Source organism: Mesorhizobium sp. M0139, assembly GCF_040322455.1.
Classification (GTDB): Bacteria; Pseudomonadota; Alphaproteobacteria; order Rhizobiales; family Rhizobiaceae; genus Mesorhizobium.
Genome location: NZ_JAMYTN010000033.1, coordinates 14157 through 31737 on the forward strand (window position 1 = coordinate 14157; position 17581 = coordinate 31737).

15 protein-coding genes and 6 pseudogenes are annotated in these 17581 nt (G+C 60.4%); 13 read left to right on the forward strand and 8 right to left on the reverse strand.

Annotated elements, in window-relative coordinates:
* Positions 1-123 precede the first annotated feature (123 nt).
* Positions 124-600: a group II intron maturase-specific domain-containing protein gene (locus tag NKJ58_RS30705; protein ID WP_352854643.1), complete on the forward strand. Its 477-nt coding sequence runs from the start codon at positions 124-126 to the stop codon at positions 598-600.
* On the opposite strand, the gene NKJ58_RS30710 is transcribed toward NKJ58_RS30705, so the two are convergent.
* The 3 genes from NKJ58_RS30710 to NKJ58_RS30720 form a co-directional block, all read right to left on the reverse strand.
* Entirely contained in the window at positions 592-1116 is a 525-nt protein-coding gene (locus NKJ58_RS30710) for a formyltransferase family protein (protein WP_352854626.1), read from the reverse strand. The two genes, NKJ58_RS30705 and NKJ58_RS30710, sit on opposite strands and share 9 nt — an antisense overlap.
* Positions 1117-1159: 43 nt before the next feature.
* Positions 1160-1318 carry an ACT domain-containing protein gene (locus NKJ58_RS30715; RefSeq protein WP_352854627.1) on the reverse strand — a complete coding sequence of 53 codons (159 nt, stop codon included), beginning with the start codon at positions 1316-1318 and terminating at the stop codon, positions 1160-1162.
* 67 nt (positions 1319-1385) lie between these two features.
* Complete coding sequence (locus NKJ58_RS30720; RefSeq protein WP_352854628.1) at positions 1386-3881, reverse strand: FAD-dependent oxidoreductase; 2496 nt, start codon at positions 3879-3881, stop codon at positions 1386-1388.
* 316 nt (positions 3882-4197) lie between these two features.
* On the opposite strand from NKJ58_RS30720, the gene NKJ58_RS30725 reads away from it, so the two are divergent.
* The 7 genes and pseudogenes from NKJ58_RS30725 to NKJ58_RS31585 form a co-directional block, all read left to right on the forward strand.
* Positions 4198-4674 (forward strand): Lrp/AsnC family transcriptional regulator, encoded by a 477-nt coding sequence (locus tag NKJ58_RS30725; RefSeq protein WP_352854630.1) that lies wholly within the window; start codon positions 4198-4200, stop codon positions 4672-4674.
* Between the two features lie 1100 nt (positions 4675-5774).
* A complete protein-coding gene (locus NKJ58_RS30730; protein ID WP_352854631.1) occupies positions 5775-7436 on the forward strand; it encodes an ABC transporter substrate-binding protein in 1662 nt (553 codons plus the stop codon).
* A 48-nt stretch (positions 7437-7484) separates the two neighbouring features.
* A complete protein-coding gene (locus NKJ58_RS30735) occupies positions 7485-8459 on the forward strand; it encodes an ABC transporter permease (RefSeq protein ID WP_352854632.1) in 975 nt (324 codons plus the stop codon).
* A complete protein-coding gene (locus tag NKJ58_RS30740; protein WP_352854633.1) occupies positions 8456-9388 on the forward strand; it encodes an ABC transporter permease in 933 nt (310 codons plus the stop codon). Before NKJ58_RS30735 ends, NKJ58_RS30740 begins: the two co-directional genes overlap by 4 nt.
* Positions 9385-10407 (forward strand): ABC transporter ATP-binding protein, encoded by a 1023-nt coding sequence (locus NKJ58_RS30745; protein ID WP_352854635.1) that lies wholly within the window; start codon positions 9385-9387, stop codon positions 10405-10407. The genes NKJ58_RS30740 and NKJ58_RS30745 overlap by 4 nt, the downstream gene beginning before the upstream one ends.
* The gene (locus NKJ58_RS30750) at positions 10391-11392 is read left to right on the forward strand and encodes an ABC transporter ATP-binding protein (protein ID WP_352854636.1); all 1002 of its coding nucleotides are present in this window, start codon (positions 10391-10393) and stop codon (positions 11390-11392) included. The genes NKJ58_RS30745 and NKJ58_RS30750 overlap by 17 nt, the downstream gene beginning before the upstream one ends.
* Positions 11393-11495: 103 nt before the next feature.
* Positions 11496-11579, forward strand: a pseudogene (locus NKJ58_RS31585) (IS5/IS1182 family transposase); the annotation flags it as partial.
* A 123-nt stretch (positions 11580-11702) separates the two neighbouring features.
* On the opposite strand, the gene NKJ58_RS30755 reads toward NKJ58_RS31585, so the two are convergent.
* On the reverse strand, positions 11703-12143 hold the full coding sequence (locus tag NKJ58_RS30755; RefSeq protein ID WP_352854637.1) for a transposase: 441 nt from the start codon (positions 12141-12143) through the stop codon (positions 11703-11705).
* On the opposite strand from NKJ58_RS30755, the gene NKJ58_RS30760 reads away from it, so the two are divergent.
* From NKJ58_RS30760 to tnpC, 4 genes and pseudogenes are all read left to right on the forward strand, one after another.
* On the forward strand, positions 12142-12390 hold the full coding sequence (locus tag NKJ58_RS30760) for a transposase (protein ID WP_352854638.1): 249 nt from the start codon (positions 12142-12144) through the stop codon (positions 12388-12390). The genes NKJ58_RS30755 and NKJ58_RS30760 overlap by 2 nt on opposite strands.
* A gap of 182 nt (positions 12391-12572) precedes the next feature.
* Positions 12573-12689 (forward strand): annotated as a pseudogene (gene tnpB, locus NKJ58_RS30765) (IS66 family insertion sequence element accessory protein TnpB); the annotation flags it as partial.
* Positions 12690-12830: 141 nt separating this feature from the next.
* Positions 12831-13319, forward strand: coding sequence for a hypothetical protein (locus tag NKJ58_RS30770; protein WP_352854640.1), 489 nt, complete (start codon positions 12831-12833; stop codon positions 13317-13319).
* Positions 13320-13487: 168 nt separating this feature from the next.
* Positions 13488-14725: pseudogene (tnpC, locus tag NKJ58_RS30775) on the forward strand (IS66 family transposase); the annotation flags it as partial.
* A 26-nt stretch (positions 14726-14751) separates the two neighbouring features.
* On the opposite strand, the pseudogene NKJ58_RS30780 reads toward tnpC, so the two are convergent.
* A pseudogene (locus NKJ58_RS30780) lies at positions 14752-15076 on the reverse strand (IS110 family RNA-guided transposase); the annotation flags it as partial.
* A gap of 240 nt (positions 15077-15316) precedes the next feature.
* Here NKJ58_RS30780 and NKJ58_RS30785 point away from each other — a divergent pair.
* Positions 15317-15514 (forward strand): annotated as a pseudogene (locus NKJ58_RS30785) (transposase); the annotation flags it as partial.
* A gap of 327 nt (positions 15515-15841) precedes the next feature.
* Here the strand turns inward: NKJ58_RS30785 and NKJ58_RS30790 are convergent.
* From NKJ58_RS30790 to NKJ58_RS31590, 3 genes and pseudogenes are all read right to left on the reverse strand, one after another.
* Positions 15842-16591 (reverse strand): class I SAM-dependent methyltransferase, encoded by a 750-nt coding sequence (locus tag NKJ58_RS30790; protein ID WP_352854641.1) that lies wholly within the window; start codon positions 16589-16591, stop codon positions 15842-15844.
* A 242-nt stretch (positions 16592-16833) separates the two neighbouring features.
* Complete coding sequence (locus tag NKJ58_RS30795; protein WP_352854642.1) at positions 16834-17097, reverse strand: hypothetical protein; 264 nt, start codon at positions 17095-17097, stop codon at positions 16834-16836.
* 384 nt (positions 17098-17481) lie between these two features.
* Positions 17482-17581, reverse strand: a pseudogene (locus NKJ58_RS31590) (IS481 family transposase); the annotation flags it as partial.

The following is a 17581-nucleotide window of genomic DNA, read 5'->3' on the forward strand; positions in this document are numbered from 1 at the left end:
GCGAAGAGTGCGGTGGCGCGACCGGAGGAGCGGAAGTTACTGGGCTTCAGCATCTCGAATGATGGGAGCGAGCGGCGCATCGCGCCAAAAGCTCTCGACAAGTCCAAGACGCTGATCCGGGATATGACACGCCGGACGCGTGGGATCAGTCTGCCGCAGTTGATCAACGAGCTGAAGCCATACCTCATCGGATGGCGCGGTTACTTCCGCTTCTGCCAGACCCCACGGGTGCTTACGAACTTGGAAGCGTGGATCCGCCGAAGACTACGTTTGTATCATTGGCGGCAATGGGGAAACGGGCACAACCGCTTCAAGGAACTGCGTCGCCATGGCGTTCCAAAGTTCGGAGCCGCGGTTGCCGCCGGTTCGCCGACGGGATTCTGGCGCATGTCAGGACGCCCGGCGGTCCAACAGGCCCTGCGCACCATTACTTCGAGTCGCTCGGTCTCCCTCGACTTCATGTCTCTGCCTGAGCTTAATCCGATCGAACCGCCGTGGTACGGACCCGTATGCCCGGTGGTGTGGGAGGGGCGGCGTCGCGAGGCGTCCCCCTATCCCGATCAATCCCTACGATTCTCTCAAAAAAGGAAACTAGCCTAGATCATCCGGCGTATCCTGGTGATATTCGCTCCACGCCCTGTTCGATAATCGGCCCGTCATCGAGGTCCGGGGCACGTAGTGGGCCGTCGCGCCAATCAGTCTTACCCCGCACACATAGGCTTGATGATAGGGCTTCGCGCCCTTAAAGCCCAGCAGGAACGAGTGGCGGATATTGATGCACCGCCCAGCCAATCTGGCTGCGAAACCGTCTGACAATATCTGCATGTAACGAGCGAGAACAGAGATCGGGGGCCGTGCGCTCGATGAGCTCGACAACTTTCGCCTCCTGCTGCGCCTTGTTATCCCCACTGACAGGAACGTGGAAGAAGGGCAGATCCTTGAGCTCGGTGGAGGCCCAGGTGTTCCTGGCCGTGATTGGATACTACCGGCGACCACGTCCATCAGAAACTCGCCGATGCGCCAGCGATTAAGAAGCTCGGCAAGACAATGATCGAACTTCGAGACCAGCAGCATCACTCGCTTGCGAAGCGACAGGGGCCGCAGGGTGTATGTCATAGCGAGGCGACCGGCGAGTTCTGCAATCGCACCGGCCGGTTCGTTATCTCACGTGTGCGAAGACCACCCGCATGAAAAACAGTCCCGTTTCGGGGTCGCTGTACTGCTGGGCCTCAAGAACGTTGCATCCTGCTGCGTAAAGCAGGCCAGCAACGGCAGACGCGATGCCCGGCTGATCCCAGCATGAGAGCGAAAGGACCATAGACTAGACTGATCTGATGACATTGGCGAAAAGTCCAAATGCTGTTTTACTGAGGCATGGACAAGGCTCAGACCTTGATCAGTTCGGGCGCGATCAACTGCACTGCGTCGCGCCACTCACCTTTCACGCGCCTGCGTCCGGCGTCAAAGAACGGCCGCAGCGAAGCGATGGCAGAATAGCGCTCTCCTGCGATCTCGATCTCGAATTCCCCTGCCGCCAGCCAGTCCGCTGTCACCCCGGTATCTGAGTTGAGGTATCCCATGCCGATACCGCAGCCAACAGTGTGGCCAAATCCGGCGGAGCGCAGGTATCCAACAAGTGCTCCATTACGCCAAACGGGCTCGGTGCCGAACATCAAAGACTTGGCCTTGGGCGCAGCAAGCTGAACGAGCCGCCTATGCAGGGGCTTGCCGCTCTGGGCCTCCAGGGCCGCTCGTCCGATAAAATCGTCAGGCTTATCCCAGGCAACCGTGAAAGCCAGTCCCGATTCCAGAGGGGTGTCTTCGTCGCCGACATCCGAACCCCAGTCACGGTAGCCTGCTTCCAGACGTAGGGTGTTGAGGGCAAGGTATCCGGCGTGGCACACGCCGAGATCGGTACCGGCGGCCATCAAGGCGTCATAGACACCAAGTGTCTGCTCGGTCGGGATGTGCAGTTCCCAGCCCAGCTCACCGACAAAGGTCATCCGGAATGCAAGTGCGAGGCTGTATCCGACCTCAATTTCGCGAGCGGTTGCAAAGGGGAATCCTTCATTGGAGAAGTCTGCGGGACTGACCCTTGCCAGCAATTCGCGGGAGCGCGGACCCATGACGGAGAGAGTGGCGTATCCGGATGAGACGTCGGCGACCGAGACGTGGCCGGCTCCCTTGGCGTGCAAGCGCAACCACGCGAGATCGCGGGTTCGTTGCACGGCCGCTGTGACGACGAGAAACTCCTCGTGGCCGGTGCGCGCGATCGTGACGTCGGACTCCATACCGCCACGCTCGTTCAGCCATGGCGTATACACGATGCGCCCGACCGCCACGTCAACGTCGTTGGTGGACAGGCGCTGTAGCAGGGCGAGGGCGTCCGGCCCCTGGACCAGTATGTGCGCGAACGAGGTCTGGTCAAACAAGGTGACGCCAGACCGTGTGGCCGTATGTTCGGCGCCACTGCGCTCGAACCATTCGTCACGACCGAACGTCGCATGGTTTTCATTCGGCGATCCGGGGTTCCCAAACCATTGAACGCGTTCCCAACCAGCACTTTCACCAAAGTTCGCGCCGGCAGTGGCCAGGCGGTCGTGCAGGGGCGATACGCGGACGTTGCGGGCCGTCTTGGGTGACTTGTGAGGCAAGTGAAGTGTCCAGAGGCTGCCGACTGCCTCCACTGTACGGTCGCACAGATAGCGCTTGTTCCTCTGGAAGGGCATAGAGCGCCGGACGTCCATTTCCCAGCAGTCGCCGGCCGGCAAGCCCGTCGACATCCATTCTGCCATAACCTTGCCTGCACCACCCGAGGACTCGATGCCGCAGGAATTGAAACCAGAAGCGACATAAAGACCCTGAATTTCAGGTGATGGCCCAAGGTGGAACCGGTTGTCCGGCGTGAAGCTCTCAGGGCCGTTGAAATTAAGTTGCAGACCGACATTTGCCAGGACCGGCATTCGCTCGATGGCCGCGGAGAGATAAGGTTCGATGTGGTCGAAATCCTCGGGCAATGAATCGAAACTGAAATCGTGGGGTATGCCGTTCATGCCCCAAGGCTTGCCGTCAGGTTCGAAGAAGCCCACGAGCAGTTTCCCAGCATCGGCCTTTGCATAGACGCGTGCGTCCATGTCACGGATCGTTGGCAGATCGATGGGGAGGTCGGGAATAGCCTCGGTGACAACATAGAAATGCTCGGCAGCTTGCAACGGCACCGACCAGTTGAGATCAGCTGCCACGTCCCGCGTCCACAGGCCGGTGCTGATGACAGCGTTTTCAGCACGGACTGTGCCCTGACTGGTTTCCACACCGACGAAGCGGCCCTTCTCGACGAGGATGCGCGTTACGGGGGTCCGTTCAACGATCATTGCTCCACCCTGGCGAGCCCCGGCCGCGAAGGCGCGGGCTGTATCGATAGGGTTGGTCATCCCGTCGGAAGCGATCCACGCTGCCCCGAGAACATCACTGACGTCGAGCAACGGAACGCGGCGCCGGGCTTCAGCCGCGCTAATCATCTCCACGTCCAAACCAAACGAGCGGCCCATCGAGGAGCCGCGCTTCAGCTCTTCAAGCCGGTCCTGGGTCGCGGCCACGGTGATGGAGCCGGTTTGACGAAAACCGGTGGCTTGACCAGTCAGAATTTCAAGATCCCTGAACAACTCAGCCGAGTATTGAGCGAGCTTGGCCATGGTTTCATTGGCGCGCAGCTGCGTCACGAGGCCCGCAGCATGCCATGTGGTGCCGCAAGTCAGCTGGTCCCGCTCAAGCAGCAGCACGTCCTTGTGACCCAGCCGGGTAAGGTGATAGGCTATAGAGAGACCGATAATGCCACCTCCGATGACAACGTACTTTGCATGGGACGGTAATTTGCTGGCCATTTGAAACCCCATTGTAGCCTGGTCACGACAGCGCGGGCCAAGGCGGGTCGGTTGTGGCCGATAAACTACTGTCAGACGTGCTACGATTTCCGGCAATCTGCAGGCCAGGACAGCAGTATTTCTGCGCCATGCAGTGCTCTGATGCAGCGTTACTCCAGCGGAATGCCCTGACGCGATTTCCACGGTCACTACCGGCGCAACTGGCAACATGTTGCATTGCCGATAACATAGCCTCTATAACCGCTGAAATTCAGCCTTCGGCAGTGGTATCCCGCACACGAGGTTGCAGAGACATCCACAGCCGAGATCACCGTACATGAAATACGACCGGATCGATGCCCGCATCCTGGAATTGGTTCAACGGAACAACCGCTTAACTTCCGACGTCATTGGCGACAAAGTCGGACTTTCCGCAACGGCGTGCCAGCGCCGCCTCAAAAGACTGCGGGCAGAAGGGATTATCGAAGCGGACGTCTCGATTATTTCGGCTAAGGCTGTCGGCCGACCCATCCAGATGATCGTCATGGTGACCTTGGAGCGGGAGCGCGCCGATATCATCGACAAGTTCAAGCGGGATATCAAATCCTCACCGGAGATTGCGACAGGGTTCTACATAACCGGCGAGGCGGACTTCGTGCTCTATATTACCGCCCGCAGCATGGAGGATTACGAACAATTCACGCGGAAGTTCTTTTATCAAAATGGGCACATCAAGAGCCTGAAGACGATGGTGATCGTCGACCGGGTCAAGGCAACGTTCGGTGTCCCTATTGAGAATCCGGACGACCCTTAAACGGCCCTGCGCCTTTTCAACACGAATCTGCCGGTCCCTTGCGGTAGCCGTAAGGCGACATTCCGGACCGCTGTTTTCCTGCGTTACTCCTAGTGAAAGGAGATGGGCGAAAAGCAGAAATTATATTGGGTCGCATGCGGCCTTGTTGGATATATCAGCGAGGGCTGGCCTACAGCAGTGGATCCAAGCGTCGATTTCCCTAAGAAACAAATCGCTTCAGCAGCGTAAGAGCTGTTTGTAAAGCGCTGTGCGGGCCAATCTTGAGGATGGCCTCATCGCCGTGGTGATAGGCAAGAGTGTTCTGGGCCCATCCTAAAGCAATTCGGCATGGCCAACGCCTGTGACTTCGTCCATCTCGTCGCAGCCGTTCCAGGTAAAGAAGACCATTGTGGGCCGTAACTGAGATCAAGGCCGGCTTGCAGACCGCCAAAGGCAATCTCGCCGTCGCTGTTGTCGCCGATGGTGATCGTGGCCGGACCACAGAGGTTGAAACAGCCGCGATCCCACAGATCGACCTCGATGATGCGTCAGCTTCACGAACGGTTTCGCGTAGATTGGCCGGAATAGGCGCACCCATGTCCAAGCCTCTCGATTTCGCGACCCCAGCCATGGGCCATCGCACAAAGCCTCCAGGGAGAACGACGAGTTCGGCTGCTGGGCAAGAACGTGAACACCTGCCCAAGGCAGGTTCGTGCGAATACGACCGACCCGTCGCAGCGCGCGCTCTGCAGTTTGAAAACCGCTTTGCTAGGACAACCGCGACAATGGTGACTCCCGACATGCATGCTCCCTCCCCTATGATGGCCTCACACTCATACATTGGCACAATAGGATGCCGTAGGTAGGGGCCATCGACGCCAGTCATTGCCGGTTTAATCGGACAGCTTATGTCTTTGGTTTTAATGCATCTGCTTCCCAGATGGCCGACATCTGGAATCTATGTTTGCCGCTCTCGCTTTTTCAGTAAACTTTGACGGCTAGACGAACCTGAGGCGAAGCCAAATGTCGAATGCCGTCATAATCGATTAGCCAGCATGTACTGATGTTCGGTTAAACTCCAGAATTGACGGAGTCTCAGAAAAGTGGGCAGGGAGAAGAATATGAACAACTGGAAAGTCAGCCGTCGTGCGGCGTTGAAGACATTGCTGTTGGGATCGGCAGCACCTCTGGTGCTGCGCTCAGCTGCGTTTGCGGCCTCGTGTGACGGCATCGTGCGCTACGGCACGACGATTGCTCCCGACTCCATGAATCCGTTCGCCACCTGGAGTTCGTTCTGGCCGCTGGCTTTTACCTATGATTTCCTGGTCGGCGTGGACGCCCAGCGTCATGTTGACCGGAAGGGGTTCGCCAAGGAGTGGTCGGTTGCCGACGACCAGCTTACGTGGACGTTCAAGATTTGGCCCGACATGAAGTGGTCGGACGGCCAGCCCGCCACCGCCAGAGACGCGGCGTTCACTTATAACTATCTGCTAGGTTCCGTGGGCAAGCCAGACGAGCTGAATATCGCCCAAAACAACACCGGCGGCATGGACCAAATTGCATCCATCACGGTCGTCGATGACGAGACGTTGCAGATCGTAACCAAGTTGCCGTCGCGCTGGCCAACTGACAACACCACATGGATTGTGCCCGAGCACATCTGGAAGGGCGTCAGCTATGCGGATGCGCGCAGCACTTTCCGAAACGACCCCCCGCTGGTGGGAACTGGTCCTATGATTGTTGCTGAGTTCAAACAAGGCCAGTTTGTGCGCCTCACGCCAAATCCGTTTTTCCGCACCGGGCAGCCGAAAGCGGCTGGCATGATTATACAGCTCTTCAGCACGCAAGATCCAATTGCCCAAGGTGTGAAGAGTGGCAGTCTCGATCGTGGCGGACTGACAGTCGCACAATGGCACGATCTCTCGAAGGACCCCAACATTACGGTCTTCGAGACGCGGACCGAGCAGCGTGATTATCTAGCGTTCAACACCGCTTCCGGGAAAGGGGCGGGCAGCACAAAGGCGCTGCAGGATCCGGCGTTTCGTGACGCAATCGGCTATGCGATCGACCAGAAGGCGCTCGTCGATCGCGCCTACCGTGGTCACGCCGACCCTGGCGTCGGACTAGTCATGCCATTAGCGAGCGATTACTACTCGGATCTGAGTGACATCAGGCGTCACTTCGATCTAAAGGAGGCGGCTCGTAGGCTCGACGCGGCGGGCTACCGTGATACAGATGGTGACGGCGTCCGGAAGGACAAGGAAGGCAAGCAGTTCCAGCTCGAGCTGATAACCGGGGGGTTTTCCGGTAATGGCCAGCAGCCCCCGAACGCAACAGTGCAGCTTATCGCCGGCTGGCTGCAACAAATTGGCATTTCCGCCTCGGTAACCCAGCTCGAATCTGGTGTGCTCACCGCCCGCACGGCGGCGCCGGCGAAGGGCGGCGGAGGCTGGGACCTGCTAGTCGCAAACGCTTGGCTAACAACCACGCCTTCCGACCTGCTCGTCCTCGGGAGCAGCAAGGCCATCGGCATAGGAAACCCGTCATACTGGACGAACGAGAAATTCGAGAAATACCTTTCGGAAGTGAATGCTACTATCGATCTCAAGAAGAGCCAGGAGCTGGTCGATCAGGCCGTGCGCCTCATTTATACTGAAGCGCCCTACATCATGCTAGCTTATCCCGTTTCGCTCAGTTCCTATCGCAAGGATTGCTTCAAAGGGTGGGGAACAGACTTGTCTGATTGGAGCTACTACCCGCTTGATCGCCTGGCGCCGGTCTGACGGCTGACTGGCTCTGCACGGATCGGAACGGAAAGGTACGGACAGCCAATGGGCCGACGCATCAGACGCATTCTCATCAGGGCGTTGGTGACTCTTCTGATGGTGATGTCGCTCAACTTCATCCTGTTCAGAGTGGTCCCGGGGGACCCCGCCCAGCTCTTGCTGGCCGGGGCGCGCTCGAGCGTGACGGAGCAGCAGATCTATGGGCTGCGCAAGCAGTGGGGGCTCGACAAGCCGCTGCCGGAGCAGGCGGTTGACTATTTGTGGTCAACCCTTCACGGTAACCTGGGCTACAGCTTCAAGTTCAGGGGTGAGCGCGTGGCCGACCTGCTCCTGGCGCGGCTGCCGGCCACTCTTGCCCTGGTCGGGGTGGCCCAGCTCTTCGCGATCATCATCGGGGTGATGGTCGGGCTCTATGCCGGCTGGCGACGAGGCGGGACCATCGATAGCCTGGCCACGGGAACCTCTCTGGCGCTTTATTCCACGCCGGCGTTCTGGCTCGGCATGCTAATGGTGCTGGTGTTCAGCACGACGCTGGGCTGGTTTCCAGGTTATGGAGCGTATTCACCGACGGGTGTCGCAGGCAGCTCGCTGAATTGGTTGGCCGACCGGCTCCGGCACCTCGTGCTGCCGGCGGCCACCTTGGCCCTAGGATTGGGCGGGCAATATGTCCTGGTCGCCCGGGCTGCGATGAGCGACGTTGTGACCGAGGACTACATGGTTACCGCCCGGGCCAAGGGGCTGACCGGTCGCCAGATGCTGATTCGTCACGCCTTCCGGAATGCCATGCTGCCGGTCGTGACCTTGATAGCGCTCAACCTCGGCTATGTCGTGGCGGGAGCCATCACGGTCGAAGCGGTATTCAACTGGCCGGGGATTGGCGGGCTGACGGTCGAAGCGCTCAACGCGCGAGACTATCCCGTCCTGCAGGGAATCTTTCTCTTGCTTGGCGCGTCAATCGTGGTCGCCAACATCGTCGCCGATCTGACCTACGGCCTTCTTGACCCCCGTGTGACACAATGAGCCAAGCTGTGCCAGACCTCGGCGCGCCTGTTCAGTTGCGCGAAACCCGAACCGTTCTCCGCAAGTTCATCGGTTATGTTGGCGCGCGGATCGGCCTCTCGATCCTTGCCTTCGTTCTCGTGCTGGCAGCGGTGCCAAGCCTCCTCGTCGGCCCGCTGCAGACAGCGGCCAATGCAACGGGAGATTTCCTCGCATCGCCGAATGCCCAGAATATCCTTGGGACCGATGAGGTCGGGCGTGATGTGCTCAATCTCGTCGTCCATGGCGCTCGGGTCTCGCTGACGATCGCGCTCGTGGCGACCGTGATCAGCCTCATCGTCGGCACCGCGATCGGAATGATGTCTGGGTATTATCGGGGCAGGATCGACGTCTGGTTGATGCGCGTGACCGATTTCTTCTTCATCGTCCCCACCTTCATGCTGGCGCTGGTCATCACGCCGGTGTTTCTCGAAGTTTTGGGGCGCGGGGGTACGATCCTCGGCTTCCGACCCTCACTCTTTGTGGTCATCCTGGTCATCGGCCTGACAAGCTGGGGATTTGTCGCGCGGATCGTTCGTAGCCAGACGCTGACGCTGCGGGAACGTCAGTTCGTTGATCGGGCCCGAGTGGTCGGCAGCAGCGATCTTGGCATCATGTTGCGACATATCCTGCCAAACCTCGTGCCTCAGATCGCTGCCAATGGCGCTCTGGTCGTCGCCGGCGCGATCTATACCGAGACGGCGCTCTCATTCCTCGGGCTCGGAGATCCCTTGCAGCCCTCTTGGGGCACGATGCTCAATCTGGCGCAACGCGCCGGAGCTGCAAGCGTGGGCGCCTGGTGGTATCTCGGCGCGCCGGGGGTCTGCGTGCTTGCGGTCTCGCTCGGCTTCGTCCTGGTCGGGAATGCGCTCGATGACACCTTCAATCCTCGTCGGCGGGCGATCCCATGACAGACCTTGCTCCAAAGAATGGTGCGCCGCTTCTTTCGGTCGACGGCTTGTCTGTGGATTATCGGTTGAAGGGCACGTCATTGCCCGCGATCAGCGATGTGAGTTTCGAGCTCAAGGCCGGAGAGGCCGTGGCACTTGTCGGTGAATCCGGTAGTGGGAAGACCACTACCGCTATGGCGATTGCAGGCCTGCTGCCGCCCAATGCAGCGGTCAGCGCGGGCGCGGTCCGCTATCGCGGAGAGCGGCTTCCGATCGAGGACGATGCGGCGATGCGGCCGCATCGATGGAGCGAGACCTCGGTCGTTTTTCAGGGGGCGATGAATGCGCTCAACCCGGTGCATCGGGTCGTCCGGCAGATTGCCGAGCCATGCATGCTGAAGCTCGGCTTATCGCGCGACAAGGCGAGAGCGAAGGCAATGGAATTGCTCGAGCTCGTCGGCATCCCGGGGGACCGGGGTGCAGCCTATCCGCATGAGCTCTCTGGCGGTATGCGCCAGAGAGTGATGATCGCCATGGCGCTCTCCTGCAACCCGTCGATCGTCATTGGCGACGAGCCGACCACCGCGCTTGATGTCATCACTCAGGCGCAAATCCTCAAGCTATTGGGAGAGTTGCGAGTGCGGCTCAACCTCGGTCTCATCCTGATAACCCACGACCTCTCGGTCGTGGCTGAGGCATGCAATCGAGTGATGATCATGTATGCCGGCCGCATCGTCGAGGAGGGCAGCGTTGCCGATATCTTTGCGGCACCCCGGCATCCCTATACCCAGCTGCTGATCGCATCGATCGCGGATCCGGCGAGCGGTAACCGGGCTATTCAATCGATCCCGGGCGACCCTCCCAATCTCCAGACCCGCCCGTCGGGCTGTGCCTTCCACCCCCGATGTCCATCCGTCATGGATATCTGCGCGGCTGCAATTCCCGACTTCGAGAGGACGGAGAGGGGATGCGTGGCCTGTCACCTGCACTCCCATGTGCAGCCTTTAGCGAAGGTCTCGGCCCATGCGCGACGGTACTGAAGTCCTGCGTCTCGAGGACCTGCAAGTCCATTACCCGATACAGGGCCGTGTGTTCGACGGCATGCTGGGGAGGCAGAGCGGCCGAGTGCGCGCGGTGGATGGGATCGACCTCACTGTCGGTCGCGGCGAGATCGTCGCTGTCGTCGGAGAGTCTGGCTCCGGCAAGACCACGCTCGGCCGTGTCGTCACCAAGCTGGTCCAGCCGACCGGCGGAAGGCTGCTGTTCGAGGGCAGTGACATGACCTCGGCGCAAGGCTTCAAGGCGTTGCGCCCGTATCGGCGTCGCGTGCAGATGATCTTCCAAGACGCCTATCAGGCGCTCAATCCCCGGCACACCGTGTTCGATGTCGTGGCCGAGCCACTGCGCTCGCTCGGGCTGGTCGAGAACAGCCATCAGCTCACCGCGAGGGTGAGCGAGGCCTTGGCGGCGGCCGGGCTCAGTTCTCCGGTCCAGTTCTTTGGGCGCTTTCCGCACGAACTCTCGGGCGGACAGCGCCAGAGGGTCGTAATCGCCGGAGCGCTCGCGGTGAAACCGGAACTCATCGTCGCCGACGAACCGGTGTCGATGCTCGATGTCTCGATCCGCGCGCAGATCCTCCAGGTCCTCATGGAACTCCGCGCGCAGCATAACCTGGCGCTTCTCTTCATCACCCACGATCTGCCAGTCGCCTGGCTGATCGCCGACCGGATCGCGGTAATGTATCTCGGACGGTTCCTCGAGATCGGCACGGCCGACGAGATCACGCTGAACCCGCGCCATCCCTATACGATCGCGCTGCGCGACGCCACGCCCAAGGTCCGACCCCATGCGCAACGCGGTGAGTTGCCCGCCCTTCAGGGCGAGGTCCCGAGTGCGGCCCGCATCCCGAACGGCTGCCGCTTCCATCCCCGATGTCCGCTCGCCTTCGATCGCTGCCGGCAAGAGGAACCGCCCGTCGTCGAAGTAGGGCCGAAGCATATGGCCGCCTGCTGGCGCGTGGGGTGAGGGAATCGGCGAGTTGTGACGGCCGACTGGGGCCAAGGAGGACTGGCGGCGGACTCGGTGAGCCTCTCTCATCTGTCGGAAAGGCCGCCATGCCCGCTGTGACCGCCGTGTTGCAACCGGATACGACAAACTGCTCGTCAATTTCATGGGCTTGGTTAAACCCGCGGCTATTGCCATCTGGCTCAAACAGTTAAATCGTCACCAGGGAGCCAGCTGCCTCTGCTTTGCCGCCCCAAGCGCCGAGCGAGCCCAGAAGTAGTCCTGCTCCTTTGTTAGAGATGTCAGATCGACACGGCGAGCTAGCTGTGAGCTAGCGGGCGAGCGCCACGGCTACGACCTGATGGCTTGTTGCGGATGCGCAGGAAGAAAGCCCTGAGGGGTCCGGGCGCCTTCGCCGCCCCAGGCGGCCTCGACCAGCATGGCGCGGGCGCGAACGCCCATGTTTGCTGATCCGGCCATATTGCGCCAAGCCAAGGCCAGATTGACGCACAGGCGGATTGAGGCCGAAGTAGCTCACCAGCTTCTGCGGTTCGCCAACCGAGGATGTTGCCAACGGCGGCGATGATACCGCTCGCGACGATGGCGTTGACGCCGGTGATCGTTTGGAGCCGCCGGACTTGCACATCATCAACCGCTTCCCAGGCGATCTCCCGATCAAGGTCCCAGACAGATCGTAAGCGATGTCGCGACGGCACCTTTCGGTGATCGGCGTGAAGGACGATGGTCGGAGCCTTTGAGGGCTTCGACACATGACGTTTTCAGAGCTTACGCTTAAATCCAGCGATCACGAGCCCGCGCGCCGGTTCGAGGTGTTCACGGGCTCCGGTCGGCGGCGCGAATGGCTGCCGGAGGAGAAGGCGCGGATCGTGGCGGAAAGCTACGAAGCCGGCGCGACCGTGAGCGCGGTGGCGCGGCGATACGCTTTGTCCCCGCAGCAGCTGTTCGCCTGGCGTCGGGCCGCTCGTCAGCCGTTGGCGGAAGCGCCGGCACCGGAATAGTTGTTTGTTCCGGCGGTGATTGCAGCGCCGAGGCCTGAACCGGCGGCAAGGCGGCGGCGGAAGCAGAAAGCCGCCCGAGACGGTGTGATCGAGCTGGAGATAGACGGCGTCGCTATGCGGGTCGGCCGTGGCGCCGACACCAGGACGGTGGCCGCTGTAATCCGAGCGCTGAAGGCGACGACGTGATCGGGCCGACGGGTGCGGTCAAGGTCATGGTGGCGACGAAGCCGGTGGACTTCCGCAAGGGTGCGGAGGGCCTCGCGGCGCTTGTGCGCGAGACGATGGGTGCCGATCCGTTCTTATGTGTCGGGCGAGATTATGTGGCGGAGCTGCGGAGATGCCCGCCAAGCCTGCCAAGCCTGGAATCCTACACTACATAATATTTCATGCCTCTCTAACGGACGCGGGATCCCCCTGCGCCGCAATGCTGGAGGGGCAGGATGCTCGACTTCTATTTTTCTTATCGTGGGGTGCTCAAGCGTCTGCGTAGCGGTGCGCTCGGTGGCGAGATGGATCGCATCGCGAAGCATTTTTTTACGCTTGGTTATAAGCGAGCGTCCGCCAAGATTTACCTGAGCCACATAGCGCGCTTTAGCCAGTTTGCCGGGCCGCGCAGTGGTCCGATGCCGATCCATCAAGATGTCATCGATAGCTATTTATGCACGTTTACTACGGATACTCCGCGCATTGGGGCAGGATCGGCGCTGGGACACGCACGGCGAGTGGCTCCTGAGCGTTTCATTGTTTCCGTTCCAAGTGTAGCGGATGATCCGGTTGCCCCACTTCTGGCTTCCTTTTCGGACTATCTGCGCAAGGTGCGGGGCCTGGGGCCGAAGACCCGCGAAGGCGTTCTTCTGGGCGGCCGCCGCTTTCTGGATTGGTTCCGGCCATCACCATCCCGGCCAAGACATCGAGGCGTTGACGGCTGAGCATGTCCTCGCTGCTATCGAGTATCGGCTGTCGCTATCGGCGACCTCCGGCACCCGCACGGCGGGCGATTTCTCACATCCGAACATTTCTTCGCTTTTTATGTTGGGCTGGCCACCGTGAACAGGATCTCGCCCGCGTCGTCCCAAGGACGCCCCATTGGCGTTTGGCGCATTTGCCGCGGCGCGTTGCCACCCCCATCTGCGGCGGGTGGAAATGGTCGTCGACATCGAGGACCATGCCTGTCCGGGCTGCCGCAATGGCTTGCATCGGATCGGTGAGGACGTGAGCGAGCGGCTCGACATCGTTCCGGCGCAGCTGCGTGTGATCGTCGTGCGCCGGCCCAAATATGCCTGCCGCGCCTGCGAGGATGTGGTCGTTCAGGCTGCGGCGCTCTGATCGAGAGCGGTTTGCCAACCGAGGCGACGGTCGCTCAGGTGCTGGTGTCCAAATATGCTGACCACCTGCCGCTCTATCGTCAGGCGCAGATCTATGCCCGGCAGGGTATCAATCTCGACCGGTCCACGCTCGCCGACTGGGTCGGCCGCGCCGCATTGCACCTTCGTCCGGTGCATGAGCGACTGCTTGGCAAGCTGAAGACTTCACCGAAGCTCTTTGCTGACGAAACCACGGCGCCGGTGCTCGATCCGGGCCGCGGCAAGACGAAGACTGGGCAGCTGTGGGCCTATGCCCGCGATGACCGCCCATGGAATGGAAGCGACCCGCAGGGCGTCGCTTATGTCTATGCGCCGGACCGAAAGGCCGAGCGTCCGATCGCTCATCTCGCAGGCTTCACCGGAATCCTTCAGGTCGACGGCTATGGCGGCTATCGCGTGCTGGCCGAGAAAAGCGGCGTGACGCTCGCCTTCTGCTGGGCACACGTGCGCCGGCGCTTCTATGAACTGGCGGCAGCCGGTCCCGCGCCGATTGGCAGCGAGGCGCTGAGACGGATCGCCGAGCTCTACAAGATCGAAGACGTCATCCGCGGACGGCTGACGAACGCCGCGCGATGCGTCAGGAAAATAGCCGCGCTATCATTGCCGATCTCGAACCTTGGCTGCGCGAAAAGCTCGGCCTGATTAGCCAGAAGACCAAGCTCGCCGAGGCAATCCGCTACACGCTCTCGCGCTGGGAAGGCCTGACCCGCTTCCTCGACGACGGCCGCATCGAGATCGACTCCAATACAGTCGAGCGCTCCATCGCCCTCTTTGCAGGCTCCGATGGCGGCGCCGAACACTGGGCAGTCGTCGCCTCGCTGATCGAAACCTGCAAACTCAACGGCGTCGAGCCCCTCGGCTATCTCGCCGATGTCCTCACCAGGATCGTCAATGGCCACCTGAACAGCCACATCGACGACCTGCTGCCCTGGGCCTACATCCCGGCTCCCGAACTCAGGGCCGTGGCCTGAGAACAGCGCTTACAACAGATCCTCGGCAGGCGGTCGATCTCACGGATCTGGCGAGCGATAGCGGCCCGCTCATCGTCGGGAAGCACCTGCCGCTCGAGCCAGGCGCGACCGCGATTGTTGAACCGATCGGCATGCGGGCACTTCGGCACGAGGTGCGCCTGCAGGATGCAGTGCACCTCGTTCTTACGCGAGTGCGATCCCGACCTACCTGGTTGCGCCGCGCGACGAGGCGGCGAAACCGCTCGGCCCACTCATCGGGAAACCAAACCTCCGGCAGAATCCGCTGGCATGGAGCTGCGCCAGAACTCCGGCATCGATCTCGTCGGTCTTGATCCTGGCATGGGCGATCATGGGGCTACCCTCTCAAGCAGTCCGGAGCCGGCGACGCGACACCTACGGATCCGCGCGCTCTCGTGCAACCGGGCAGGTCGAAGGGGCGTCCAGCTACTAACGCGAGCTCGCAGTTCATCGCATACATCGGCCTGGCCGCACTTGGCGTGCTCCTGGTGCGCTGTCCCGGATGGCCGCACCATACGCCAAAATCGACCATCTCCAGCGGGGATAGATAGCACCGTCATGATCATACCGGTTACGAACATGCTGATGCGGCTGAACCAGGAGATCAAGCGGCGCACCCTGATCGTCCGCATCTTCCCCAACCCGCAGACTTGTCTGCAACTGGTTCGGGCGTTGGCAGTGGAGATCCACAAGAACTGGCTCGAGACGACCCGCTATCTCAACATGGATCATCTGCGCGAGCACAACAAGGAGAGCCTGAGGGCCTTGGCCGCCGAGCACCTTCATGTGTCCGCCGCTCCGCTAAACACGGGGCTGCTCGGCGGACACGCCGACGTCACCGCGATGCCACGCCATTTGCAGGACTTGACGTACACAACTCGGGCGCGAGCGTTCCCTTTGACCTCGCTAGGTCCCGGTCCGGTGACGGCCAAGGTCAAATGCATCAGCACCCCGCACAAGGTCAGCACGTTGGGCTGCCCAGCCTTGTACCGCCAGGCGTCCTGATGAAGCGCACTTTGCCAGGCTGCGCATGCGGCGGCGCGCCTGAGGCGGTGAACGGGCTGCGTAAGACCGATACGTGCGTAGCTGCTCTTGAACTTACCTTTGAGCAGCACCTCTGAGGCGGTAGACGGAGATATGACGTTCGGATCGATCGGTGAACGCACCTCTCGCCCAATCTCCCCATCGCTCCACCAACTCTAAGCCCACGCATTCGGCCATCGTATCGAGTTCTTGAGGATAAACGTAACGAACGCGTTGCGGCAGACGTCTGACCGACGTACCTGAAAACCAAAGGAGGGTTGAAACTAAGTTCTGCTTTATTGAATCGTGGACAGCCACCCTGAGGATCGTATTCTCTTGATCCACTAGCCGCGCCGTTGCGGTTTGCTGGCCGGCGACGTGAGGACACAAGCCGGGTACATCTAATTCTATTACCACGACTCCTTTATCATCTAGTGCCCCCGCCGCAGATCGGAGGCAAGATATTTGCTCTTCGCGGGTGAACAGCAGCGTGAACGTGTAGTAAATGCAGTATACCAGATTGTAGCGTTGCTCTGATACGAACTGGGCAATATCTTCCTGCCGGGCTTTAATTAGGTCGGTGCGCTTGGCGAGAAGTTTCAACATGCTACACGAATTGTCGATGCCTTCTACGTTAACGCCGCGCTCGCTCAATGGCAATGCCACGCGGCCGTCACCTATACCCAGTTCGAGCGCACTGCCGCGGTTGCAATAGCGCTCCAGAAAGGCGACCGTTTCGTCCACCTCCGCGACTTTACCTTGTAGGGCGGTGTATTCTTCATAGATGGGAGCGTAAACTTCGCCGTAAGTTAACTCGTCAGACACGATCGGTTCTCCTGGCACTAGGTTGGCAATTTTCATGAATAGCTTGTCTAGAGAGGCGCTCTCTCGTGAATTTATTAGACCTCATCAATCAGCTCCGTTGCTGGGGCGAATGTCGAAGTCAACGCAAGAGGTGTGCCAAGAAAAAACGTGTGAGTTCAACATATCGCGTCCGTTTCCTACTGATTTGTTTCTCACAAATTTGTCGGGCTTCCAACTATTGACCGTGGGAGGCGTGTTGCGTCTCAGATGATGCTGAATAGCTCGGCGGTGCCCAGATCGACGAGCTCGCGATGATTGAGCGTGGAACACCAGTGCCCGACGACCTCGATGTGATAGCCGGGCGCGACACGGCAACGCATCCACTCAGCACGGCGACTGTGCTCATGCAAAGCGGTTTTATCCCTGATGCTTGTGTTGAGAACACGAGGATCAGCTTTCTTGCGACCGCAATGGTGGCGAGCTTCTTGGAGCCCGACCGGGCTGCGAGAAAGCTTTGAAGCGGTCACAGACCTTTGCCGCGATGGACTTGGGCGAGCGCTGGCGGAGTTCGGGCAGGTGCGCCAGCGGGGTAAGGCGCCGAATTGGAGAACCCCGCACGGAACCCAAAGTGTCGCGGGCAGTGTCCTCGGCTTTACATATGACATTGGCGATCAGGCTCTCGAGCGCCTAGATGCGGTTGTCGTGGCCGGCGATCATGTATTCAAGTCGGCAATGACAATCTTCTCGAAGGCCCCGGCGAGGTGCAATCTTCAGCGTTGTCCGCCAAGTGGTCGCGATGACATGTAAGAGATCGAAGCCGCTCATTCTTCGCTTGTCGCCGGCTCGGCCTCAGGCTGAGGCGGCGCCATAGTCGCTTACCATTCTGACTTCGAGACGACTTGGCGCGCCGTCTAGATGTTTAGTCCCAAGGTTTGATGGGTTGGATCGAGCCTGAATCGTTCGGGCTCTTTTGTCCAGATTTTGCAGATGTATTCAAAGGGCGTGAGGCCC